This window comes from Pseudomonadota bacterium (genome assembly GCA_037200975.1).
Taxonomy (GTDB): domain Bacteria; phylum Pseudomonadota; class Gammaproteobacteria; order Steroidobacterales; family Steroidobacteraceae; genus CADEED01.
In genome coordinates this window covers 1,486,446-1,509,879 of record JBBCGI010000001.1, presented here as the reverse complement: position 1 = coordinate 1,509,879, position 23,434 = coordinate 1,486,446, and the positions used below count along the sequence as shown (strand labels likewise).

18 protein-coding genes and 1 pseudogene are annotated in these 23,434 nt (G+C 65.3%); 15 read left to right on the top strand and 4 right to left on the bottom strand.

Annotation, left to right across the window (positions count from 1 at the left end):
* Positions 1 to 6: 6 nt before the first annotated feature.
* Positions 7 to 1,626 carry a PAS domain-containing sensor histidine kinase gene (locus WDO72_06705; GenBank protein MEJ0085351.1) on the bottom strand — a complete coding sequence of 540 codons (1,620 nt, stop codon included), beginning with the start codon at positions 1,624 to 1,626 and terminating at the stop codon, positions 7 to 9.
* Positions 1,627 to 1,746: 120 nt separating this feature from the next.
* Between WDO72_06705 and sucC the strand changes: the two genes are divergently transcribed.
* The 3 genes and pseudogenes from sucC (at position 1,747) to WDO72_06690 (ending at position 5,617) form a co-directional block, all read left to right on the top strand.
* On the top strand, positions 1,747 to 2,919 hold the full coding sequence (gene sucC, locus WDO72_06700) for an ADP-forming succinate--CoA ligase subunit beta (protein ID MEJ0085350.1): 1,173 nt from the start codon (positions 1,747 to 1,749) through the stop codon (positions 2,917 to 2,919).
* 3 nt (positions 2,920 to 2,922) lie between these two features.
* Positions 2,923 to 3,786: pseudogene (gene sucD, locus WDO72_06695) on the top strand (succinate--CoA ligase subunit alpha).
* Positions 3,787 to 3,973: 187 nt separating this feature from the next.
* Positions 3,974 to 5,617, top strand: a complete 1,644-nt coding sequence (locus WDO72_06690) for an NAD+ synthase (GenBank protein MEJ0085349.1) — start codon at positions 3,974 to 3,976, stop codon at positions 5,615 to 5,617.
* A gap of 31 nt (positions 5,618 to 5,648) precedes the next feature.
* On the opposite strand, the gene WDO72_06685 is transcribed toward WDO72_06690, so the two are convergent.
* Positions 5,649 to 6,458, bottom strand: a complete 810-nt coding sequence (locus tag WDO72_06685) for an outer membrane protein assembly factor BamD (protein MEJ0085348.1) — start codon at positions 6,456 to 6,458, stop codon at positions 5,649 to 5,651.
* Positions 6,459 to 6,575: 117 nt separating this feature from the next.
* Between WDO72_06685 and rluD the strand changes: the two genes are divergently transcribed.
* The 7 genes from rluD to WDO72_06650 all read left to right on the top strand — a co-directional run bounded on the left by rluD (position 6,576) and on the right by WDO72_06650 (position 15,102).
* A complete protein-coding gene (gene rluD / locus WDO72_06680) occupies positions 6,576 to 7,541 on the top strand; it encodes a 23S rRNA pseudouridine(1911/1915/1917) synthase RluD (GenBank protein MEJ0085347.1) in 966 nt (321 codons plus the stop codon).
* On the top strand, positions 7,538 to 8,305 hold the full coding sequence (pgeF, locus tag WDO72_06675) for a peptidoglycan editing factor PgeF (GenBank protein ID MEJ0085346.1): 768 nt from the start codon (positions 7,538 to 7,540) through the stop codon (positions 8,303 to 8,305). Before rluD ends, pgeF begins: the two co-directional genes overlap by 4 nt.
* Before the next feature lie 25 nt (positions 8,306 to 8,330).
* Positions 8,331 to 9,122, top strand: a complete 792-nt coding sequence (locus tag WDO72_06670; GenBank protein MEJ0085345.1) for a ZIP family metal transporter — start codon at positions 8,331 to 8,333, stop codon at positions 9,120 to 9,122.
* 145 nt (positions 9,123 to 9,267) lie between these two features.
* A complete protein-coding gene (clpB, locus tag WDO72_06665; GenBank protein MEJ0085344.1) occupies positions 9,268 to 11,847 on the top strand; it encodes an ATP-dependent chaperone ClpB in 2,580 nt (859 codons plus the stop codon).
* A gap of 49 nt (positions 11,848 to 11,896) precedes the next feature.
* Positions 11,897 to 12,337 carry an FmdB family zinc ribbon protein gene (locus WDO72_06660; protein ID MEJ0085343.1) on the top strand — a complete coding sequence of 147 codons (441 nt, stop codon included), beginning with the start codon at positions 11,897 to 11,899 and terminating at the stop codon, positions 12,335 to 12,337.
* 12 nt (positions 12,338 to 12,349) lie between these two features.
* Positions 12,350 to 13,735, top strand: a complete 1,386-nt coding sequence (locus WDO72_06655; protein MEJ0085342.1) for a transaminase — start codon at positions 12,350 to 12,352, stop codon at positions 13,733 to 13,735.
* On the top strand, positions 13,732 to 15,102 hold the full coding sequence (locus tag WDO72_06650) for a glutamine synthetase family protein (protein ID MEJ0085341.1): 1,371 nt from the start codon (positions 13,732 to 13,734) through the stop codon (positions 15,100 to 15,102). The genes WDO72_06655 and WDO72_06650 overlap by 4 nt, the downstream gene beginning before the upstream one ends.
* Positions 15,103 to 15,193: 91 nt before the next feature.
* On the opposite strand, the gene WDO72_06645 is transcribed toward WDO72_06650, so the two are convergent.
* Positions 15,194 to 15,895 carry a thiol:disulfide interchange protein DsbA/DsbL gene (locus tag WDO72_06645; protein MEJ0085340.1) on the bottom strand — a complete coding sequence of 234 codons (702 nt, stop codon included), beginning with the start codon at positions 15,893 to 15,895 and terminating at the stop codon, positions 15,194 to 15,196.
* Positions 15,896 to 16,102: 207 nt separating this feature from the next.
* Between WDO72_06645 and aspS the strand changes: the two genes are divergently transcribed.
* On the top strand, positions 16,103 to 17,878 hold the full coding sequence (gene aspS, locus WDO72_06640) for an aspartate--tRNA ligase (protein MEJ0085339.1): 1,776 nt from the start codon (positions 16,103 to 16,105) through the stop codon (positions 17,876 to 17,878).
* Complete coding sequence (locus WDO72_06635; protein ID MEJ0085338.1) at positions 17,878 to 18,513, top strand: alpha/beta fold hydrolase; 636 nt, start codon at positions 17,878 to 17,880, stop codon at positions 18,511 to 18,513. Before aspS ends, WDO72_06635 begins: the two co-directional genes overlap by 1 nt.
* A 28-nt stretch (positions 18,514 to 18,541) precedes the next feature.
* Here the strand turns inward: WDO72_06635 and mutS are convergent, their stop codons facing one another.
* A complete protein-coding gene (mutS, locus tag WDO72_06630; GenBank protein MEJ0085337.1) occupies positions 18,542 to 21,175 on the bottom strand; it encodes a DNA mismatch repair protein MutS in 2,634 nt (877 codons plus the stop codon).
* Between the two features lie 62 nt (positions 21,176 to 21,237).
* On the opposite strand from mutS, the gene WDO72_06625 reads away from it, so the two are divergent.
* From WDO72_06625 to recA, 3 genes are all read left to right on the top strand, one after another.
* On the top strand, positions 21,238 to 21,750 hold the full coding sequence (locus WDO72_06625; GenBank protein ID MEJ0085336.1) for a nicotinamide-nucleotide amidohydrolase family protein: 513 nt from the start codon (positions 21,238 to 21,240) through the stop codon (positions 21,748 to 21,750).
* Entirely contained in the window at positions 21,747 to 22,304 is a 558-nt protein-coding gene (gene thpR / locus WDO72_06620) for an RNA 2',3'-cyclic phosphodiesterase (GenBank protein MEJ0085335.1), read from the top strand. The genes WDO72_06625 and thpR overlap by 4 nt, the downstream gene beginning before the upstream one ends.
* Positions 22,305 to 22,394: 90 nt before the next feature.
* Positions 22,395 to 23,432, top strand: a complete 1,038-nt coding sequence (gene recA / locus WDO72_06615; protein MEJ0085334.1) for a recombinase RecA — start codon at positions 22,395 to 22,397, stop codon at positions 23,430 to 23,432.
* The last annotated feature ends 2 nt before the right edge of the window (positions 23,433 to 23,434 follow it).

Sequence of the window (23,434 nt, the reverse complement as noted above, 5' to 3'; positions counted from 1 at the left end):
GAGTTCCTACGCTACCCAGCGTTCCGGGTCGCGGAACACAATGCGGAACAAGCTGCCCCCGCTGGTGCGGGGCTCATATAGAAGAGTGGCGCCATTGGTCTGCGCCAGTTCGCGCGCCAGGAACAGGCCCAATCCTGTGCCGCGCTCGTTGCCGGTGAAGAATGGTTCGAAGATTCTCTCGCGATGCTGCACCGGAATACCCGCGCCGCGATCGGCCACTTCAAGGAACGGACGCGCCGTGGAGGCGAGGCGCCCGACGCGCAACTCGATGACATTGCTGTCGTTCTCGGTGGAGCCGTACTTCACGGCGTTCTCGCAGAGATTCCAGACGATTTGCCGCAGTTGCGATGGATCGGCTTGTACCTCGACGTCGCCGAGAAGTGAGGACGTTGCCAGGCGTTCCGGCGGAATCTGCATGGTCGCGCAGAACTCGGTACGGAACCCCTCGAGCCAAGCCGCCAGCACAACGCGTTCGGGACGGGAGCTTTCGCGCCGCGCCATCGACATCACGTTCTCGATGATCTGCCGGACACGGTCGCCGTTGGTGCGCACGATTTCCGTCAGGCGCTTGTCTTCCGCGGAGAGCGACGCGGATTCGGCCAGCAGCTGCGCGGCATGGCTCATGGCGCCAACCGGATTGCGGATCTCATGCGCGATGCTCGCGGACAGACGGCCCAGCCCCGCGAGCTTGGATTGCTGGATCTTGGCCGCCAGCAACTCGGTGTCTTCCAGGAACACGATGACGGGAGACGGCTCGGAACCGCCGAGCGAGGCGAAGTGCGGCTGGATCACATGGCCGCCGTCGGCTGCGACGAACGTCGAGGGCGGCGCTGCGGGCGCCGTGAGGCGCGCGCGCCAGGTCTCGAGTAGATAGAGCAATTGCGGCGACGCCTCGCCCAGCAACGCGCCCGGGTAAGCGCTGCGATCGCCGAGCAGCTGCGCTGCGGTTTCGTTGATGAGGCGGACACGATTCTCGTGGTCGACCACCACGATGCTCTCACGCAGGTGCTGCACAATGTACTGAGACAACTGCGCCAGGTTGGCGAGGTCCACCTGTTGCCGGCGCACAGTTGCTTCCGAGTCCCGCAGCCGGCGCGCGAGGGGCCAGGCGAGCAGAGCCACCAGGAATACGATTCCGCCCAGGATGCCGGTGGCCGGATAATCGACCGCGTCGGCCGTGCCCGTGACGTGCCCGCCTATCTGCTGGGCCAACAGCGCGAGGGTGGCGAGCGCGGCCAGTACGAAAGCGTCGCGATTGTCCGCCAGCAGCGCCATGGCTCCGACCGGCACGACGAACAGGATTCCGAGGCCGCTCGCGACACCGCCGCTCGAGAACATCAGCAGGCTGATGGCGATCGCGTCGACCATCGCGTGCACGAACGTGGTGGCGCGCAGATTGGGCAGCAGGCGCCGGCCGCCGACGACTATCGCAACGCCAGCGGCGAAATAGACCACGCAGGTCCACAGGAACAGCTCCGGCCTTGCGCCGCCGAGCAAGCTGCTGGTGCCGGCGAACGCAAACAGTGCATAAAGCGACGGCGGAACCAGCAGCCGGTAGAGATTGACCAGCCCAATGACGCGCCAGGCGAGATCAGTCGGAGCAGTGTGCGCAGCGGCGAGCGGCATCGGGCGCGACTGTAGCAGACAGCAAGGAGTTGCAGCGCACACGCGCGCAGTTGCAACTGGCGACTGCGGCACGATTCCGGGAGAATACCGGCTCTTTTTCCCTCCTCAAGTTCGGGGCCTATGAATCTCCACGAGTACCAGTCAAAAGAAGTTTTCCGCGAGTTCGGAATTCCCGTCCCCACCGGCTTCGCGGCGAAAAGCGCCGACGAGGCTGTCGCCGCCGCGGAGAAACTCGGCGGCACATTGTGGGTGGTCAAAGCCCAGGTGCACGCGGGTGGCCGCGGCAAGGCGGGCGGCGTGAAGCTGGCGCGCGACCTCGATACCGTGCGCTCCGCCACGGCCGACATGCTCGGGCAAAGGCTGGTCACCAAACAAACAGGTCCGGAAGGCCTGCCCATCGAAACCGTGTACGTGGAAACGGGTTCGGACATCGAGCGCGAGATCTACCTGTCGCTCACGCTCAACCGGGAGCGCGGCCGCGTGGCCGTCATCGCCTCCGCTGCCGGCGGCATGGACATCGAGGAAGTCGCCGAGCACTCGCCGGAGAAAATCCTGCGCGTCGACATCAACCCGGCCGCCGGGCTGCAGGCCTACCAGTGCCGCAAGCTCGCCTTCGGCCTGGGGTTCAAGGGTCCCCAGATCGGCAAATTCCAGTCGATCCTCATGGCGCTGTACCGCATCTATCTCGAGCGCGACGCTGCGCTGCTCGAAGTGAATCCGCTCATCGTCACCAAGGCCGGCGAGCTGGTCGCCCTCGATGCCAAGATCAACATCGATGCGAACGCGGTGTTCCGCCAGAAGGCGGCTGCGGCGATGCGCGATCCTTCGCAGGAAGACCCGATCGAGCGGCAGGCCAGCGAACACGACCTCAACTATGTCTCGCTGGACGGCGACATCGCCTGCATGGTCAACGGCGCCGGTCTCGCGATGGCCACGATGGACCTGATCAAGCTGCACGGCGGCAACCCGGCGAACTTCCTCGACGTGGGCGGCGGTGCCACTGCCGAGCGTGTCACTGCGGCGTTCAAGCTCATCCTGTCCAACAAGAAGGTGCGCGCGATCCTGGTGAACATTTTCGGCGGCATCGTGCGCTGCGACCTGATCGCCGAAGGCGTGATGATTGCCGTCAAACAAGTCGGCGTCGCCGTGCCCGTGATAGTGCGTCTGGAAGGCACGAACGCCGAGCAGGCGCGCGAGATGCTGGCGCACAGCGCGCTCGCCATCACGCCCGCCACCGACCTCACCGACGCGGCCAAGAAGGCCGTTTCGCTCGCTGCCAATGGCAAGAAGTAAGTCATGAGCATCCTCGTAAACAAGAACACGCGTGTCATCGTGCAGGGCTTCACCGGTCAGCAGGGCACGTTCCATACCGAACAAAGCATCAAGTACGGCACCAGGGTCGTGGGCGGCGTCACGCCCGGCCGTGGTGGTGAGAAGCACCTGAATCTGCCGGTGTTCGACACCGTGGCGGACGCGGTCAAACAGACCGGCGCCACCGCCAGCGTCATCTACGTGCCGGCGCCGTTCGCGGCCGACGCCATCCTCGAAGCCAGCGATGCCGGGATCGAACTCGTCGTTTGCATCACCGAAGGAATCCCGATCAACGACATGGTGCGCGTGAAGGCGACGCTGGCCGGCTCCGGCACGCGGCTCATCGGCCCCAATTGCCCGGGCATCATCACGCCGGGCGAATGCAAGATCGGCATCATGCCGGGGTTCATTCACAAGAAAGGCCGCGTCGGCATCGTGTCGCGTTCCGGCACGCTCACGTACGAGGCCGTGTTCCAGACCACCAACAAAGGTCTCGGCCAGAGCACCTGCGTCGGCATCGGCGGCGATCCGGTGCGCGGCATGAACTTCGTCGAGGTGCTCGAGTTGTTCGAACGCGATCCGCAGACCGAAGGCATCATCATGGTCGGCGAGATCGGCGGCACGGACGAAGAAGCCGCGGCGGATTTCATCCACAAGTACGTCACTAAACCCGTCGTCGCCTACATCGCGGGCGTGACCGCGCCGCCGGGCAAACGCATGGGTCACGCCGGCGCCGTCATCGCGGGTGGCAAGGGCACCGCGGCCGACAAGTTCCGCGCCCTGGACAAGGCGGGCGCGCGCACCGTGAAATCCCCGGCCGATCTCGGCAAGGCCATGGTGGAAGAGCTCGCCAAGCGCCGCGCCAAACCGGTCAGGAAACCCGTCGGGCCGAACGTGCTCATCATCGAGCAGCGCACGAAGAAGACCTCGTCGACCTTCAAAAAGCCGGCGCCGAAGAAAAAAGCGGCGCCCCTGAAGAAGAAGGCCGCCAAGAAGAAATCCAAGACGGCGCGGCGCGCGAAGTAACGCGGCCGCGGTGGCATCTCCTGACAAGCTGCGGATCGCCCTCGGGCAGTTGAACCTGCTCGTGGGCGACATCGCGGGCAACGCGAAACGCATCGTCGCGGCCGCGGAGCGCGCTTGCGGGGAGCTAGGCACCGACCTGCTGGTGCTGCCGGAGCTCACGTTGTCGGGGTATCCGCCCGAAGACCTGCTGTTCCACCGTGGCTTCCGCGCGCAGGTCGACAAGGGCCTCGACACCGTGCGCGGCGCGAAGGCGTCTTGCGGCGTGGTGGTCGGGTTCCCGGAATATGCGGGCTCACAGCTGTTCAATTCCGCCGCGCTGATCGAAGGCGGCGAAGTACGCGCCACGCATCGCAAGAGCGCGCTGCCTAACTACAAGGTGTTCGACGAGAAGCGATATTTCAAGGCGGGCAGCCAGCCGACCGTGGTGGATTTCCGCGGCTTCCGTATCGGTATTCTCGTCTGCGAGGACATCTGGGAGCCGGAGCCCGCGCAGCTGGCGCGATCGGCGGGCGCCGAGATGTTCGTCGTGCTCAACGCGTCGCCGTTCGAACAACGCAAGCAGGAGAATCGCGAGGACATCGTGCGCCGCTGCGTGCGGGATCTAGGTCTCCCCGTCGTGTACGTCAACATGCTGGGCGGCCAGGACGAACTGGTGTTCGACGGCAATTCATTCGTCATGGATGGTGCGGGCGTGGTCGTGATGCGCGCGCCGCCGTTCGAGGAAGGGCTCTACCAGGTCGAGTTCGAACGCGTGGGCGGCGTCGTGCGCGTGTTGCCGGGTCTCGTCGCCCCGATGCTCAGCGATGCCGAAAGCGTCTATCACGCGCTGGTGCTCGGCGTGCGCGACTACGTCGGCAAACACGGATTTCCGGGCGTCGTGATGGGTCTGTCGGGCGGCATCGATTCGGCGCTGACGCTGGCCATCGCCGTGGATGCACTGGGCAAGGACCACGTACACGCCGTCATGATGCCGTCGCCCTATACCTCGCAGATGAGCCTCGACGACGCGCGCGCGCAGGCGGACATCCTCGGCGTCAAATACAGCGTGTTGCCGATCGGCGAGATGATGAAGGCGGCCGAGGCCACTCTCGCCGGGGAATTCGCCGGCCGCAATCCCGACACCACCGAAGAAAACATCCAGTCGCGCTGCCGCATGGTGCTGCTCATGGGCATCTCCAACAAGACCGGCAAGATGCTGCTGACCACGGGCAACAAGAGCGAGATGGCGGTGGGTTATGCCACCTTGTACGGCGACATGGCAGGCGGTTTCGCGCCCATCAAGGACTGCAGCAAGCTGCTCGTCTATCGGCTGGCCGAGTATCGAAATTCCGTGGGGAGCCCGGCGGCGCCGGCGATTCCGCGCCGCGTGATCGATCGTCCGCCGTCGGCCGAGCTGCGGCCCGACCAGAAGGACAGCGACTCGCTGCCGCCCTATGAAGTGCTGGACCCGATCCTCGAAGCGTTCATCGAGGAAGATCTGTCGGTCGATGAAATCTGCGCACGGGGCTTCGACCGGGCGACCGTGGGGCGCGTGCTGGATCTGGTCAAACGCAATGAATACAAACGCCGGCAGGCACCGCCGGGTGTACGGGTGAGCCGCCGCGCGTTCGGCCGCGACTGGCGATACCCGATTACCAGCGGTTACCGGCGGTAGTTAGCGGGGTAGTGAGAGTCGTGGCGGCTCGTTACGAGGCGAGCCACAATTTCCACCACTTGCGCTTGGGCGCCGCTTTCTTCTCGCCCATTTCGCCCTCGAAATTCTGCCGATACATCGTGCGGGTCTGCGCGGCGAGTTCCTTGAGATCCATTTTGTCGTAGCAGTAGGCCATGATCTCGAGCGCCTCGCGCACCGCGGGCGCGCCGTCGAATTCTTCGATGGCCACCTTGGCGCGCTGCGCGGCGGCGACGTACGCACCGCGGCCCACGTAGTACCGCGCCACGGCGATTTCGTAATCGGCCAGGCGATTGCGCAGGTACACCATGCGACGGCGCGAATCGTGCGCGTAGTCGCTGTTCGGATATTGCTCGACGACGGTGGCGAACGACGCGAACGAGCGGCGGGCCTCGGACGGCGGCCGCTGGTTCAGGTCGACGCGGAACCAGCGTTCCATGAAGTTCGGCATGCGCTCGAAATCGGTGAGGCCCTTGAGATACCAGGCGTAGTCGATACGCGGATGGGTCGGGTTCTCGCGAATGAAGGTGTCCGCGGCGTCGATGGCGGACTCGGATTCGCCCGCGCGGTAGTAGGCGTAAATGACGTCGAGGCGGGACTGCCGCGACTCGGCCGCGAACGGGTAGCGGGCCATCAGCGCTTCGTAGATCTTGACGGCCAGCGGGTAATCGCCCTGCTGGAGGGCGCGGTGCCCGCGTTCATAGACCACCGCGGGGTCGGTCATGGGCCCCTCGGCGCCGTCCTTGGTCTTGCAGGCGGTCAGCCCCAAGCCCAGGGAGATGGAAATGAGTGTCAGGATTCCGGCCGTACGCAGTGATCGCATGAAGGGTTGTGCCGTTTCTCTAGATTGCCGGGTAATTGAACTTGCCGGATTTTTGAATTTGATATGGTCGCCGGACGCGTGAAGTATAGCGGCCCCCAGCAGGCTCGGACCACACGGTTGACCCCCAAGTTCCAGACCCATCGCCTCGAATTGCCCTCCGAATTCGCCGGCCGGCGCCTCGATCAGGCGCTCGCACAGCTGCTGCCGCAGTATTCGCGCACCCGCATCCAGAACTGGATCGACTCCGGAGCGGTCCTGGTCAACGGACTGGTGCCACGCGCGCGCGACCTCGTGACGGGCGGTGAAACCGCCAGCGTCGAAGCCCGCATCGAGGAGCAGACCGGCATCGCCGCGGAAAAACTGCCGCTCGACATCGTCCACCAGGACGCGAGCATCATCGTATTGAACAAGGCGCCGGGCGTGGTCGTGCACCCGGGCGCGGGCAATCGCGAACATACCTTGCAGAACGCGCTGCTGGCGCACGACGCGAAGCTGCGGCGCGTGCCGCGCGCCGGGCTCGTGCATCGTATCGACAAGGACACCAGCGGGTTGTTAGTCGTGGCGCGCACGCTGGAAGCGCACACCGCGCTGGTCGCGGCGCTTGGCGCGCACGAGATCGAGCGCGAATACCTGGCGGTGTGCACCGGTGCGATGACCGGCGGCGGCACGGTCGATGAACCCATCGGCCGTCACCGCACTCAGCGAATCAAGATGGCGGTGCGCGCGGACGGACGTGCCGCGGTCACTCACTACCGCATCGAGAAACGATTCCGCGCACACACGCTCGCCCGCGTGAGTCTCGAAACCGGCCGTACGCACCAGATCCGCGTTCATCTCGCGCACATCGGTTATCCGATCGTCGGCGACCCCGTGTATGGCGGCCGCAAGCGCCTGCCGGCCGGCGCCAGCGCGGCGCTCAGGGCCGCGCTGGAAGGCTTTCAACGCCAGGCGTTGCACGCCGCGCGGCTTTCGTTCGCGCATCCAAAGACACACAAGCCCGTGACTTATGCGGCGCCGCTGCCGGCTGATCTCACCGGGTTGTTGGACGCGCTGGAACGCGACCGGCGCGAGGCTGGCAAATGAGCGGCGCGGCGGCGGGCGAGTCGTTGCTCGAGTTCGACTGGCGGCTGCCGCACGGCGTCGCCGCCGCGTTCACCACGCGCTGCGGGGGAGTAAGCGAAGCGCCGTGGGATTCGTTCAATGTCGCCGCGCACGTCGGCGACGCGCCGGAATCGGTGGCCCGCAACCGCGCGCGGCTGCGAACGCAGCTGGCCCTGACGGCGGAGCCGTTGTGGCTCAGTCAGGTGCACGGCGTGGTGGTGTCGGACCTTGATGCCACGGGCGAGTCCGGCGCACCCGTCACGGCCGATGCTGCGGTCGCGCGCGCCGGCGGCCGCGTGTGCGTCGTGATGGTCGCGGATTGCCTGCCCGTGTTGTTTGCCAGCCGCGATGGCGCTGTCGTCGCGGCCGCGCATGCGGGCTGGCGCGGCCTGGCCGCGGGAGTTCTCGAGCGCACGGTGGCTGCGATGGGTGTGCCCGGAGGACGTCTCACGGCCTGGTTAGGTCCCGCAATCTCGAAGCTGCATTTCGAGGTAGGCGAGGAGGTTCGCACCGCGTTCGTCGCGGCCGATGCCGGTGCCGCCGCGTTCTTCGCAGCCAACGAGCGTGGACGCTGGCAGGCCGACCTCGCCGGGCTCGCCCGCCGCCGGCTGGCGGCGCTGGGCATCGACGATGTGGCCGGTGGCGAGTGGTGCACCTACGCGGATCCGCGGCGGTTCTATTCGCATCGCCGGGACGGCAGGGGCGGTCGCATGGCGGCGCTCATTTGGAGAGACGAGCGCGCTTGAGCGTGCGTGTTAGCATTTCCGGCCCTTGAATACGCTGCTCCTCATCGTTCTGTTCACGCTGTTCTCAGGCGTGGTTTCGGTGCTCGCGGCCGGCCTGTTCCTGGCGTTGCCGGCGCGGCAGCGCGAGAGCGTCATGCCGCATATGGTCAGCTTCGCCACTGGCGCCTTGTTAGGTGCGGCGCTGCTCGGCCTGATCCCGCACGCAGTGCTCGGCGCGGGCAGCGAGCGTGTGCACGAAGTCGGCATCGCGTTGATCGCGGGCATCGCGCTGTTCTTCGTGCTGGAGAAGTTCCTGCTCTGGCGCCACTGCCACGACGATCACTGCGACGAACACACGGTGGGAGACGCGCACCATGCGCACGCCCGCCAGAAGGCAAGCGGAGCGCTGGTGTTGGTCGGCGATTCGCTGCACAACGCGCTCGATGGCGTGTTGATCGCCGCCGCCTTCCTGACCGATACGCATCTCGGCATCGTGACCGCGCTCGCGATCATGGCGCACGAAATCCCCCAGGAAATCGGCATCTTTGCCGTGTTGTTGAATTCCGGAGTCTCGCGCGGGCGGGCGCTGCTGCTCAATCTGCTCGCGAGCCTGACCGCCGTGGTCGGCGGCGTCATCGGTTATTTCGCGCTCGAGTCGGCCCTCGCGGCGCTGCCATTCGCGGTGGCCGTGGCCGCCTCGAGTCTGCTGTACGTCGCGGTCGCCGATCTGATTCCGGGCCTGCACCGAAAAGTGGATCCGCGCTCCAGCATCACGCAGGTTCTGCTCATTGGCTGCGGTATTGCGATCATCGCCTTCGCCGAAAATCACGCTCACTAAGAAGCGCGAGGCCGGGGTGACGCCGGCCGATTGCACCTCGGGCAGCGACCTGCCCAACAAATACCTGCCGTCAGCCTGCCGCGATCGAGGTGCGAGCCCTTCCAGCCCTTGAACGTTTGCCGCCGGAGCCCCACCTTGTGCGCCTATGCGAATGGACAAACTCACCAGCCGATTCCAGTCGGCCCTTGCCGATGCCCAGTCCCTGGCCGTCGGCCGCGACAACCAGTTCATGGAACCCGCGCACGTGCTCGGCGCGCTGCTCGATCAGCAGGACGGCAGTACGCGTCCATTACTCGTGAAAGCCGGCGCCAACGTCGCCAAGCTGCGCAAGGATCTCGACGCGGCGCTCGACAAGCTTCCGACGGTGCAAGGCACACCCGGCGACGTCCATGTCTCGCAGGATCTCGGCCGGCTGCTCAACGTCACGGACAAGCTCGCGCAGCAGCGTAAGGATGAATACATCTCGAGCGAGTTGTTCGTGCTCGCCTCGTTCGAAGACAAGAATACCCTCGCCAAACTACTCAAGGACGCCGGTGCGTCGAAGGCCGCGATCGAAAAGGCCATCGAGCAGGTGCGTGGCGGTGAAGCCGTGAACGACAGCCATGCCGAAGAAAAGCGCGGTGCGCTCGAGAAATACACGGTCGATCTGACCGCACGCGCGGCGAGCGGCAAGCTCGATCCGGTGATCGGCCGCGACGATGAAATCCGCCGCACGGTGCAGGTGCTGGCGCGCCGCACGAAGAACAACCCGGTGCTCATCGGCGAACCGGGCGTCGGCAAGACCGCGATTGTCGAAGGGCTCGCGCAACGCATCATCAACGGCGAAGTGCCCGAGGGCCTGAAAGGCAAGCGCATTCTCGCGCTCGACATGGGTTCTCTCATCGCTGGCGCGAAATTCCGTGGTGAGTTCGAAGAGCGCCTCAAAGGTGTGCTCAACGACCTGTCGAAGCAGGAAGGCCAGGTCATCCTGTTCATCGACGAGTTGCACACCATGGTCGGCGCCGGCAAGGCCGAGGGCGCCATGGATGCCGGCAACATGCTCAAGCCCGCGCTCGCGCGTGGCGAGCTGCATTGCGTCGGGGCCACGACGCTCGACGAGTACCGCAAGTACATCGAGAAGGACGCCGCGCTCGAGCGCCGCTTCCAGAAGGTGCTGGTCGAAGAGCCGACGGTCGAAGACACCATCGCGATCCTGCGCGGACTGCAGGAGCGTTACGAGGTGCATCACAAGGTCGAGATCACCGATCCGGCGATCGTCGCCGCGGCCGTGCTCTCGCATCGCTACATCGCGGACCGGCAGCTGCCCGACAAGGCCATCGACTTGATCGACGAGGCCGGCGCGCGCATCCGCATGGAAATCGACTCCAAGCCCGAAGTGCTGGACAAGCTCGAGCGCCGCATCATCCAGCTCAAAATCGAGCAGGAGGCGCTCAAGAAAGAGAAGGACGACGCGACGAAGAAGCGTCTATCTACGCTGCAGGACACACTCAAGGGCCTCGAGAAGGAATACTCGGACCTCGAAGAGATCTGGAAGAGCGAGAAGGCCTCGCTGCAGGGCGCCGCCACCGTGCGCGAGGAGCAGGAGCAGGCCAAGCTCGACATGGATACCGCTCGCCGCAAGGGCGACCTCACGCGCGTCGCGCAGATCCAGTACGAAGTGCTGCCGGCGCTCGAGCGCAAGCTCGCGCAGGCGACCATCGCCGAGAGCAAGGAAACGCAGCTGGTCCGCAACAAGGTGACCGAAGAGGAAATCGCGGAAGTGGTTTCCAAATGGACCGGCATTCCAGTTTCGAAAATGCTCGAGGGTGAGAAGGACAAGCTGCTGCGCATGGAAGAGGCGCTCAACAAACGCGTCGTCGGCCAGGATGAGGCGGTGAAGATCGTTTCGAACGCCATCCGCCGCTCGCGCGCTGGCCTGTCCGATCCGCGCCGACCGAATGGTTCGTTCCTGTTCCTCGGCCCCACGGGCGTCGGCAAGACCGAGCTCTGCAAGGCGCTGGCGGAATTCCTGTTCGACACGGAAGAGTCGATGGTGCGCATCGACATGTCCGAGTTCATGGAGAAACATTCCGTCTCGCGCCTCATCGGCGCGCCGCCGGGATACGTGGGCTACGACGAAGGCGGGCAGCTGACCGAAGCGGTCCGTCGCCGCCCGTACGCCGTGATCTTGTTAGACGAGGTCGAGAAGGCGCACCCGGACGTATTCAACGTGTTGCTGCAGGTGCTGGACGACGGCCGCTTGACCGATGGCCAGGGCCGCACGGTCGATTTCCGCAATACCGTGATCATCATGACGTCGAATCTCGGGTCCGATGTGATCCAGACGTTCGCCGGTGAAGGCAACTACGCGAAGATGAAGTCGGCGGTGATGGAAGTGGTCCAGGCCAACTTCCGGCCGGAGTTCATCAACCGCATCGACGACATCTGCGTGTTTCACCCGCTCGGCACGGCACAGATCCGCGCGATCGTGGACATCCAGCTCGCGCAGCTCAAGCGCCGATTGCTGGACCGCAATCTCGAGCTCGTGCTCGACGATGCCGCGCTGAACAAACTCGGCGAGGCGGGTTACGACCCGGTGTATGGCGCACGCCCCCTGAAGCGCGCCATACAGCAGCAGGTGGAGAATCCGCTCGCGCAGGCGATTCTGTCGGGCAAATTTCTGCCGGGAGATCGCATCCGTGGCCACGCCGACGGGAACGGCTTGATATTCGACAAGGCGGGTTGACACGGCGCAGCCTCGCTATAATCGCGCCGGTCGATCTTCCGGGGATGTCATGCCTTTCTACGAATACGAATGTCCGCACTGTGGCCACCACGAAGAGGCGCTGCAGAAGGTCACCGACAAGCCGCTGAAGAAGTGCCCGAACTGCGGCAAGAACGGCCTCAAGAAGCTGATGTCCGCGCCGCTGTTCCGCCTCAAAGGGTCGGGCTGGTACGAAACCGACTTCAAGTCGGACAAGGAAAACAAGCGCAATCTCGCAGGCGCCGACAAGGAAGAGACCAAGGCCGAGACCAAGGCGGACACCAAGGCGGACACCAAGGCGGACACCAAGTCCGACTCGAAGTCGGACGCCGCCAAACCTGACACTGCGAAAGCGGAATCTTCGAAGAGCGAGCCCGCCAAGCCGGCAGCCGAAAAAGCCAGCAAGTCGGCGCGCAAGCCGGCCGCGGCGCGCGTCAAGACCAAAACAAAGCCGGCGCGCAAGCGCCGTTGAATCCCGTCCGCCATGAACTACGCGCGGCGCCCCGGCATCGACAGTGAAGCGCTGAGCCGGCTCGCGGCGCGCGAGCGCGAGAGCTTTACGGCGACCCACACTGAATCCGCGCGGCTCGCGCAGGCGAGCGCCGCGCACTGGCTGAACGGCGTGCCCATGCACTGGATGCGCGACTGGAGCACGCCGCATCCGCTGTTCGTGCGGCGCGCCTCGGGGGTCGATGTCGAGGACGTCGACGGCAACCACTACGTCGATTTCTGTTTCGGCGACACCGGCTCGATGTTCGGCCACTCGCCCCCTGCGATCGCACGTGCGCTGGCCGAGACTGGTGTCGCGGGCATCACCTCGATGCTGCCCGCGGAGCGGGTCGCGCGTGTGGGGGAAAAACTCGCTGCGTTGTTCGGCCTGCCGTTCTGGCAGATGACGCAGACCGCCACCGATGCAAACCGCGCGGTGCTGCGCTGGGCGAGAGCGATCACCGGCCGCGCGCGCATTCTCGTGTTCGACGGTTGTTACCACGGCACCGTGGAGGAAACGCTGGTCCGCGCGCTTCCTGATATGAAAGACAAGGGCGGCACGCGCGCCCGCGCCGGGCTCATCGGCATGAATCACGATGTGAGCGCGACGACCGATGCCGTTCCGTTCAACGACATCGCCGCGTTGGAGAAGGTTTTGGCGCGCGGCCGCACCGCCGCGTTGATCGCCGAGCCCGTCATGACGAACATCGGCATGGTGCTGCCCGAAGAAGGCTTTCTGCACAAGCTGCGCGAGGTCACGCGCCGTCACAACGTGCTGCTGATCCTCGACGAGACGCACACCCTGTCTACCGCGCGCGGTGGCTACGCGCACGCGCAGGATCTGCAGCCCGACATCTGGGTCTGCGGCAAGGCCATCGCCGGCGGCATGCCCTGCGCCGTGTTCGGCTTCACCGCCGAGGTGGAGGCCGGCATGCGGCGCGTGCAGCAAGACCGCGCTGGCGGGCATTCGGGCATGGGCACCACGTTGTCCGCGAACGCGCTGGCGCTGGCCTGTCTGGAAGCCTGCATCGATGAGCTCATGACGCCTGCTAACTACTCCGCCATGCAGTCCTGTGCGAGTTATCTATCGGAAGGCCTGGGCCGCGTATTCGCGGCGCAGTCGCTGGCCTGGCACGTGGCGCGCGTCGGCGCGCGCCTCGAGTTCGGGTTCGGCAAGCCGGCGCGCGACGGCGTCGAATCCGAGCGCACCGCTTGGCCCGAGCTCGAACACGCGATTCATCTGTACCTGCTCAATCGTGGAGTGTTGCTCACGCCGTTCCACAACATGATGTTGTGCTCCCCCGTGACCACCACGGCGCACGCCGACACGCTGCTCAAGCACCTGTCGGCGTGTCTGAAAGAGGTCGGAAGTACGTCATGACGAGTTCGACCGGCATCGCCAGCCAGCAGGAACTCGCGGCGTTCGTCGCGGCGCATCCCGACGTGTTGGCCGTGCAGATCATGATCACCGATCCCTCCGGCGTGCTGCGCGGCAAATCGGTGCGAGTCTCCGAACTCGAGCGCATCTTCGATACGGGCCGGCAGGTGGCGGGGTCGATACTCGGGCTCGACATCACCGGCGTCGACGTCGACGACACGGGCCTCGTATGGGACACGGGTGATGCCGACATGACCGCGCGGCCGGTCGCGGGCACGCTGGTGCGCGCGCCGTGGATTGCAGCGCCCACCGGGCAGTTGCTGCTCACCATGTTCGACGGGCGCGGCCAACCCGCCGCCGCGGATCCGCGCCACGTGCTGGCGCGTGTCGTCGAGTCGTTCGCCCGTCAGGCGCTCACCCCCGTCGTTGCCTGCGAGCTCGAGTTCTATCTACTGAAGGAAGAGGCGGGCGGCAAGCTGGTGCCGGCCGGCGGTGGCCGCGCGAGCGAGCGCCAGAAGATAGACGCCTATAGCCTGACGCGGCTCGACGACCTCGCGCCGGTGTTCGACGATGTCTATGCCGCGGCGGCGACGCAGGGCTTGCCGGCCGAAACGTTGATGTCGGAATATTCACCCGGGCAGTTCGAGATCACGCTGCATCATCGCGCGGATGCACTGCGCGCCGTCGACGAGGCGGTGATGTTCAAGCGCATCCTGCGCGGTGCGGCGCGCAAACACGGGCTCATCGCCTGTTTCATGGCGAAGCCATTCACGGGTCGCGCGGGCAGCGGCCTGCACGTGCACGTCAGCATGAACGACGCGGGCGGCAACAACATGTTTGCCAGCGAGGATCCGGCCGGGACTCCGGCGCTGCGCCATGCCATCGGCGGAATGAAAGCGGCGATGGCCGAATCGATGGCGATATTCGCGCCCAACGCCAATTCCTACCGGCGGTTCGTCAGCGAGAGTTACGCGCCGATCGCGCCGATCTGGGGCATCAACAATCGCTCGGTGTCGTTGCGCATACCCGCCGGCCCGCCGATCTCGCGGCACGTCGAACACCGCATCGCAGGCGCCGACGCGAATCTGTATCTGGCCGTGGCCAGCGTATTGGGCGGGGCGGGGCGGGGCTTGCGCGATCGCGCCGATCCCGGAGCTCCGGTCGAAGGTAATGGATATGCGCAGTCGGCCGCCAGGGTGTTGCCGTCGACCTGGCGCGAAGCGCTCGATGGCGCCGCAGCCTCCACGTTCCTGCGCGAGACGCTGGGCGAGGAATTCATGAAGATCTTCCTCGCCATCAAGAACCAGGAATGCGCGCGCTTCTCCGCCGAAGTCAGCGAACTCGACTACGCCTGGTATCTGCGCAACTGAGCGGTGCCGGGCAGGGGGTTTCGGGGTTCGGCGAGGTAGTCGCGAACCCCGAAACCCCCTGCCCGGCACCGCTCAGCTGCGCTTTTCGGATTCATGTCTTCTTGGCCGGCGCGGCGGGCGGCGTTTCCTTCGCGACGAGGTACTTCACCGCGGCGATGATTTCGTCATCGTTCTTGAACGCATCGTTGTTCACGCGGTACTTGCCGGCCACCACCAGCGTGGGTGTGCCGGAAACCTGCATCGCCATGATTTGCGTATCGGCCTGACGCATCTTTAGATCGACGCTGAAGGACTTCGACGCATTCACGAAGTCCGCGGCTTTCACGCCCGTCACGCGTTGATAGAATTTCGCCGCGTCGTCGATCGACGGCAGCCGGCTTTTGATCCGCTGCGAATTCTTGTCGATGATGCCGAGCTCGTCGGTGGTCCAGATCGCCTCGAACATGGCGTCGTGCGCTTTTTCGGCGACGCCCAGCGACTGCGCCGTGAGGTAGGCGCGCTGGAACAAAGGCCAGTTCTCGGCGGTATTCCACGATGCCGGCAGATACGTCAGCTGCGCATTGGCGGGCAGCGCGGCCTTGAGCTTTTTCATGGTGGGCCGGAAGTGATTGCAGGCCGGACAGCCGTACGAAAAGACTTCCATCACTTCCACTTTGCCCGGGCCGACCGTGGTGCGCTGGGCCTGCGGCAGCACGCTGTAGTGTTTGCCTGCCACAAACGTGGCGGCCTGTGCCGCGGAGCCGGCCGCCAGCAGGGCGGTGGCCGTCAAGAGAGCGATCAACGGACGCTTCATGTGTACCTCAGTTCTTTTTGAATGGGGCGGGCCAGCCCATACGACCGCCGCCGCGACGGATGATTCCACGAGCCGCGCGGCAGTTAAACCACCGTCGGCAGCCTATCGCCGGGCGGGTGCACCGTAGCTGAACGGCATTGTTTCCGAAGGCGCCGCCAACCCGGTAACATCGCCGCCCTTTCCCCATTGCCAAATTCCAAGGTTTCCATGCGTTCTCACTACTGCGGCCAGGTCAATGAAAAGCTGGTTGGTCAAGAGGTTACGGTCGCCGGCTGGGTTCATCGCCGACGCGATCATGGCGGCGTCATTTTCGTGGACATCCGCGACCGTGAAGGCCTGCTGCAGGTGGTGATCGACCCGGACGACAAGGCCCAGTTTGGCGAGGCCGAGAAGCTGCGCAACGAGTTCGTGATCAAGGTGCGTGGACTGGTGCGGGACCGCCCGGCCGGCACCGCCAACGCCAACCTGGCCTCGGGCAAGGTCGAGTTGTTAGCGCGCGAACTGGTGACGCTCAACCGGTCCGAGCCGCTGCCGTTCCAGCTCGACGAACACGTCAGCGAAGAGGTGCGCCTCAAGTACCGCTACATCGATCTGCGCCGCGAGGAGATGAGCAAGCGCCTGCGCCTGCGCCACAAGATCACGCGCGCGATGCGCCACTACCTGGACGATGCCGGTTTCGTCGACATCGAAACGCCGGTGCTCACGAAGGCCACTCCGGAAGGCGCGCGCGACTACCTCGTGCCGTCGCGCACACACGCGGGCAAATTCTTCGCGCTGCCGCAGTCGCCGCAGATCTTCAAGCAGCTGCTCATGGTCGCGGGCTTCGACCGCTACTACCAGATCGTCAAATGTTTCCGCGATGAAGATCTGCGCGCCGATCGCCAGCCTGAATTCACGCAGCTCGACATCGAGACCTCGTTCCTTTCGCAGGAACAGATCATGGAGCTCATGGAGAAGTTGACGCGTCACTTCTTCAAGGACGGCATCGGCGTGGATCTGGCAAATCCGTTCCCGCGCATGGCATACGCGGAAGCCATGCGCCGGTTCGGTTCGGACAAGCCCGACCTGCGCAACCCGCTCGAGCTCGTCGACGTTGCCGACCTCGTCGCAACCTGCGATTTCAAGGTGTTCGCCGGCCCCGCCAAGGATCCAAAGGGCCGCGTCGCGGCATTGCGCGTGCCGGGCGGCGGCGCGATGCCGCGTTCGCAGATCGACGACTACACCACCTTCGTCGCACGTTACGGCGCGAAGGGCCTCGCCTACATCAAGGTGAACGAGACGGCGAAAGGCAAGGAAGGACTGCAATCGCCCATCGTGAAATTCCTGTCCGATGACTCCGTGAAGGGGATTCTCGAACGCACGGGCTCCAAAGACGGTGACCTGATTTTCTTCGGCGCCGACAGCGCCAAGGTAGTTAGCGATGCCATCGGAGCGTTGCGCCTGAAAGTGGGCGTCGATCAGAAGCTGACCCAGGAAGGCTGGCGGCCCCTGTGGGTCGTGGACTTCCCCATGTTCGACTGGGATCCGGACGAGAAGCGCTGGGTCGCCATGCATCACCCGTTCACCTCGCCGGTCAACGACGACGTTGCTGCCCTCAAGGCGAAGCCAGACGGTGCGTTGGCCAAGGCCTACGACCTCGTGCTGAACGGCAGCGAAATCGCCGGCGGCTCGGTGCGTATCTTCCGCCAGGACATGCAGTCGGCGGTGTTCGACCTGTTGGGCATCGGACCCGAGGAAGCCCAGCTCAAGTTCGGCTTCCTGCTGGATGCGCTCAAGTTCGGCGCGCCGCCGCACGGCGGCATCGCGTTCGGTCTCGACCGGCTGGTCATGCACATGACCGGCACGGAGAGCATCCGCGACGTCATCGCGTTCCCGAAGACGCAGACGGCGGCGGATCCGCTCACCGACGCGCCCACCGAGATCAGCGAGAAGCAGCTGCGCGAAGTGCACATTCGAGTGCGGACGCCCCCGCCCGCGAGCTGATGGCGCGCGAAGCCGCAGTCTTCGTTCACGGATTGTGGCTCACCGGTGCCGAGTCGGCGCTTTTGCGGCGGCGATTGGCCGCGCAACACGGCTTCGCCTGCCACAGCTTCAGCTACCCGACCGTGGGTAGTTCGATGGAGCCGGTGCTCGAGCGACTCACGCGTTTCGTCAGCAGCATCGAGGCCGACCGCCTGCATTTCGTCGGCCATAGCCTGGGCGGCATCGTGCTGCATCGCTATTTCGAGATCGCGAGGGATCTGCCGCCGGGCCGCGTGGTGTTCCTCGGTTCACCAGCCGTCAAGAGCAAGACCGCCGAGCGCGTGGGCAAGCTGCCGGTATTGTCGCGGCTCATCGGCCGCATGGTCATCAACGAACTCGTTACGCCCAGCGGCGCGCGCGAATGGCGCAACGAACGCGAGCTCGGTTTGATCGCGGGCTCGCGGCCGCTCGGTCTCGGCCGCTTCTTCGCGCGTTTCGACGAGGATTGCGACGGCACCATTGGCGTCAGCGAGACCAAACTACCGGGCCACACCGCGCATGTCACCTTGCCGGTGAGCCACATGGGAATGCTGGCTTCGCGCGGCGTGGCGGAGCAAGTGGGCGAATTCCTCGCCCATGGCCGCTTCGTTTCGTAGCGGCGCAGGCCTTCCAGCCCGGCATCTGTCAGCCGAGCAGCGCCCGCAACTTGTAAACGAGATCCAGCGCCGCGCGCGGCGTCAGGTCGTCCGCGCTGACCGCGCGCAACGCCGCCTCGAGCTCCAACAAGCGCGGGTCGGGCGGCGCAGCCGCCGGTGGCTCCAGCGGCAACTGCGCCTGCGGCGTGTGCGTCGATGCGGCGCGGCCACGCGAACGTGGGTTGTGCGCGGCGTCGGTCTGCGCACCGCCGCCTTTTTCCAGCGCCGCGAGATATTCGCGCGCGGCGGCGATGACTTCGCGCGGCACGCCCGCGAGCTGCGCCACCGCAAGTCCGTAGCTGCGGCTCGCCGGCCCTTCCTTCACCGCGTGCAGAAACACGATTCCGTCGCGATGTTCGGTGGCGTCCAGATGCACGTTCGCGCAGCCGTCGACTTCGTTCGCGAGGCTGGTCAGTTCGAAGTAGTGAGTCGCAAACAAGGTGAACGAACGGTTCACGCGGGCGATGTGGCGCGCCACCGCCCACGCGAGCGACAGACCATCGAACGTGCTGGTGCCGCGGCCGATCTCGTCCATGAGGATGAGACTCTTGTCCGTCGCGTTGTTGAGGATGTTGGCCGCTTCGGTCATTTCCACCATGAACGTGGAACGGCCGCCGGCGAGATCGTCCCCCGCGCCGATGCGCGTGAAGATGCGATCGAGCGGGCCACAGATGAATTTCTCCGCCGGCACGAAGCTGCCGACGTGCGCGAGCAGCGCGATCAACGCGCCCTGGCGCATGTAGGTGGACTTGCCGCCCATGTTAGGTCCCGTGACCACCAACATGCGCCGCGAGGCGTCGAGCACCAGGTCGTTGGGCACGAACGCGCCCTCGATGAAATGCTCGACCACGGGATGGCGGCCGCCGCGGATTTCGAGCCGCGTCTCCGCGACCAGCGTGGGCTCCGTCCAGCCGAGTTCGGCGGCGCGCTCCGCCAGCGCGGTCAACACATCGATGGAGGACAGCGCGCCGGCCGTAGCCTGCAGCGCACCCAGCCGATCGATGAGCTGCGTCAAAACGATGTCGTAGATCTCGCGCTCACGCGCCAGCGCCTTGTCGCGCGCGCCGAGCACCTTGTCTTCGAAGCCCTTGAGCTCGGCGGTGATGAAGCGCTCGGCGGATTTCACCGTCTGGCGACGGATGTAATCCTTCGGCACGCGTTCGGCGTGTTGTCGATTCACTTCGATGAAGAAGCCGGACACGCGGTTGTACGACAGCTTGAGCGACGGAATGCCGGAACGTTCGCGTTCGCGCCGCTCGAGCTCGAGCAGGAATTCATCCGTGTGAGTGGATATCTGCCGCAGCTCATCGAGCTCGGCGTCGTAGCCGGGGGCGATCACATCGCCTTCGCGCAGCACCACAGACGGTTCTTCCGCGATCGCCTGCTGCAGGAGATCGAACACGTCGGCGTGTTCGCCGATGGTGTCGGTCAGCTCGACGATGAGCGGCGCCTCGATGCGTTTCAATGCGGCGCGCAGGCCGGGCAGCGCGCCGATGGAGCCGCGCAGGGACGTGAGGTCGCGCGGCCGCGCGCTGCGCAACGCGACGCGGGCGAGAATGCGCTCGACGTCGCCGATGGCGCGCAGCGGTTCGCGCAATCCTTCGAAGCGCCGCGCGTCGACCAGCAGCGCGATCGCCTGGTAGCGGCGTCGCAGTTCCTGTTGATTGGTCAGCGGGCGATTGAGCCAGCGGCGCAGGGCGCGCGAGCCCATCGGTGTCACCGTCGCATCGAGCAGCGCAAACAACGTCGCGGAATCCTGCCCCGACAGCGACACGTCGATTTCCAGATTGCGGCGCGTCGCCGCGTCGAGATGCAACGCGTCGCCGCGCTCCTCGACTACCAATGTGTTGATGTGCGGCAGCGCAGTCTTCTGCGTTTCGCGCACGTACTGCAGCAGACCGCCGGCGGCCGCGATCGCGAGCGGCAGATCGTCGGCGCCGAAGCCACGCAGATCGAGCGTGCCGAGCTGATCAGTCAGCAGCCGCGAGGCGCTGGAGAGTTCGAAGTGCCACGGCGGCCGCGAGCGCAATTCGCCCTGGGTGATCTCGCCCAGTTCTCCCGCCTGGTCCTCGGGGCCTAACAACTCGGCGGGCTTGAGGCGTTCGAGCTCGGCTTCGAGCGCGTTGTCGCCGTCGCACTCGAGCACGTTGAAGCGGCCGGCAGCGAGGTCCAGCCAGGCGAGGCCGAAACGCACGCCTTCCTTGTCCGCGCGCCGCACCACGGCGGCCAGCAGTGTTTCACGGCGTTGTTCCAGCAGCGCGTCATCGGTGACGGTGCCCGGCGTGACCACGCGCACCACCTGCCGTTCGACCGGTCCCTTCGATTTCGCGGGATCACCGATCTGCTCGCACAACGCGACGGATTCGCCCTTGCGTACGAGGCGAGCCAGATAAGTCTCGACGCTGTGATACGGCACGCCCGCCATCGGAATCGGCTCGCCCGCGGATTGCCCGCGCGAGGTCAGCGTGATGTCGATGAGTTTCGCCGCGCGCCGCGCGTCGTCGTAGAACAGCTCGTAGAAATCGCCCATGCGATAGAAGAGGAGCGTGTTCGGGTGTTCGGCCTTGATGCGCAGGTATTGCTGCATCATCGGCGTGTGCTGGCTGGCGGCGTTCTGGTTCATCGCGGACCCGGAAGAGCGGGCGGCTAGCGTACGCGAAGCGCCCGCATGCGAGAATCACGCCCATGAAAATCCCTTCCGATCAGACGCTGTCGGCGCTCGTGCGGGAAGTGGGGTTGCGGCTGCACGGGTCGCAACGCCGGCTGGTCGCCGCGGAATCCTGCACCGGCGGCTGGATCGCCAAACTCGTCACCGATATCGCCGGCAGTTCGGAGTGGTTCGACTGCGGCTTCGTGTGTTACTCGAACGCGGCCAAGACGCGCGACCTGGGCGTGCCCGAAAAGCTGATCGAAACCGAAGGCGCCGTGAGCGATGCGGTGGTACGCGCGATGGCCGAGGGCGCGTTGGAGCGTACGGCCGGGAACGTTGCGATCGCGGTCAGCGGCATCGCGGGCCCGGGCGGCGCGGTTCTGGGCAAACCCGTGGGCACGGTGTGGTTTGCGCTGGCGCTCAAGTTTCCCGATCGCGTCCAGTGCGAAGGGCATCTCATTCAATTCAACGGCGATCGCGATGCGGTGCGGCGGCAAGCGGTCGAATACGCGCTCAATCTGTTGAAGGCGTTGCCGCCGCCGCCGTGAGCTCGTTGCGGCTCTTCTTTGCGCTGGTGCCGTGTGCGCAAGCGGGTACGTCTCTGGTCGCCGAAGTTGCGCCGCTCGTCGCGCAGCTGCAGGCGCAGGCGGTGCCCGCGCAGAATCTCCATGCCACACTGTGTTTCGTTGGCGCGGTCGAGAGTGAACGACTCGATGCGCTGCGCGCGGTGGCGGCGACGCTGCGTGGCGACCGGGCAACGCTGACGTTCGATGCGCTCGAGATCTGGGACAAGCCGAAGATTTTGTGCGCGACCGCAGGGATTGGTGGTGGCGCACAGCCTGCCGCCGAACTCGCGCAACATCTCGGCGAGGCCATCATCGCCGCGGGTTTTTCTCCGGACATCAAACCGTTCCGTCCGCATTTCACGTTGGGCCGCAAGGTGCGCAGTGAATTGGCGGCGGGCCTCGAATGGCCACGGCCGCTTGCAATGCCTTTGGTGATGCGCGCGGATCGATTCGCGTTGATGGAGAGCAGGCGGACTGAAGCGGGCTCACTATACAGTGTCGTCGACACATGGCCACTGGATAGCCGAGAAACTTAGTATTTCGCAGAGAAATAGCTGTGTATTTATACAGGGAGCTGTGATAAATTTTTTTCCATCAAAACGCTCGCTGCTAAAGGGGATTTCGCGATGGATGACAACCGCAAGAAGGCACTGGTTGCCGCACTGAGTCAGATCGAGAAGCAATTCGGCAAAGGTTCGGTCATGCGTCTCGGCGACGCGGCCGCCTCGTACGACGTCGAAGCCGTCTCCACCGGTTCGCTGGGCCTCGACATCGCGTTGGGTATCGGCGGCCTGCCGCGCGGTCGCGTCATCGAGATCTACGGGCCGGAGTCTTCCGGCAAGACCACGCTCACGCTGCAGGTGGTCGCCGAAATCCAGAAGCTGGGCGGTACCGCCGCGTTCGTGGATGCCGAACACGCGCTCGATCCTTCCTACGCCGAGAAGTTAGGCGTCAACGTCAACGAATTGCTCGTCTCGCAGCCGGACACGGGCGAACAGGCGCTCGAAATCGTCGACATGCTGGTGCGTTCCGGCGCGGTGGATCTCGTCGTCGTGGACTCGGTCGCCGCGCTCACGCCCAAGGCGGAGATCGAAGGTGAGATGGGCGAGCCGCAGATGGGCCTGCACGCGCGCCTCATGTCGCAGGCGCTGCGCAAGCTCACCGGCAACATCTCGCGCTCGAACACCATGGTCATCTTCATCAACCAGATCCGCATGAAGATCGGCGTGATGTTCGGCAACCCGGAGACGACCACCGGCGGCAACGCGCTCAAGTTCTATGCGTCCGTGCGTCTCGACATCCGCCGCATCGGCGCCATCAAGTCGGGCGAAGAAGTCGTCGGCAACCAGACGCGCGTCAAAGTGGTGAAGAACAAGGTCGCTCCGCCGTTCCGCGAAGCCGAGTTCGAAATCATGTACGGCCTCGGCATCTCGCGCGAAGGCGAAATCATCGACATGGGTTCGGCGCAGGGCATCATCGAAAAATCCGGTGCCTGGTACAGCTACAAGGGCGAGCGCATCGGTCAGGGCAAGGACAACGCCCGCGAATTCCTCAAGGGTCGTCCCGAGCTCGCGCAGGAAATCGAGCTGCAGATCCGCGCCAAGCTCGTGCCGGTGAAGCCGGCCCGCCCCGAGCTCAAGAGCGTCGGCGGCAAAGAGGACTGAGT

Coding starts and splice junctions, on each gene's coding strand:
- WDO72_06705 (MEJ0085351.1), bottom strand. CDS start 1,626: ATGCCGCTCGCCGCTGCGCACACTGCTCCGACTGATCTCGCCTGGCGC.
- clpB (MEJ0085344.1), top strand. CDS start 9,268: ATGCGAATGGACAAACTCACCAGCCGATTCCAGTCGGCCCTTGCCGAT.
- WDO72_06685 (MEJ0085348.1), bottom strand. CDS start 6,458: ATGCGATCACTGCGTACGGCCGGAATCCTGACACTCATTTCCATCTCC.
- mutS (MEJ0085337.1), bottom strand. CDS start 21,175: ATGAACCAGAACGCCGCCAGCCAGCACACGCCGATGATGCAGCAATAC.
- WDO72_06625 (MEJ0085336.1), top strand. CDS start 21,238: ATGAAAATCCCTTCCGATCAGACGCTGTCGGCGCTCGTGCGGGAAGTG.
- aspS (MEJ0085339.1), top strand. CDS start 16,103: ATGCGTTCTCACTACTGCGGCCAGGTCAATGAAAAGCTGGTTGGTCAA.
- WDO72_06660 (MEJ0085343.1), top strand. CDS start 11,897: ATGCCTTTCTACGAATACGAATGTCCGCACTGTGGCCACCACGAAGAG.
- sucC (MEJ0085350.1), top strand. CDS start 1,747: ATGAATCTCCACGAGTACCAGTCAAAAGAAGTTTTCCGCGAGTTCGGA.
- recA (MEJ0085334.1), top strand. CDS start 22,395: ATGGATGACAACCGCAAGAAGGCACTGGTTGCCGCACTGAGTCAGATC.
- WDO72_06650 (MEJ0085341.1), top strand. CDS start 13,732: ATGACGAGTTCGACCGGCATCGCCAGCCAGCAGGAACTCGCGGCGTTC.
- pgeF (MEJ0085346.1), top strand. CDS start 7,538: ATGAGCGGCGCGGCGGCGGGCGAGTCGTTGCTCGAGTTCGACTGGCGG.
- WDO72_06635 (MEJ0085338.1), top strand. CDS start 17,878: ATGGCGCGCGAAGCCGCAGTCTTCGTTCACGGATTGTGGCTCACCGGT.
- WDO72_06655 (MEJ0085342.1), top strand. CDS start 12,350: ATGAACTACGCGCGGCGCCCCGGCATCGACAGTGAAGCGCTGAGCCGG.
- WDO72_06645 (MEJ0085340.1), bottom strand. CDS start 15,895: ATGAAGCGTCCGTTGATCGCTCTCTTGACGGCCACCGCCCTGCTGGCG.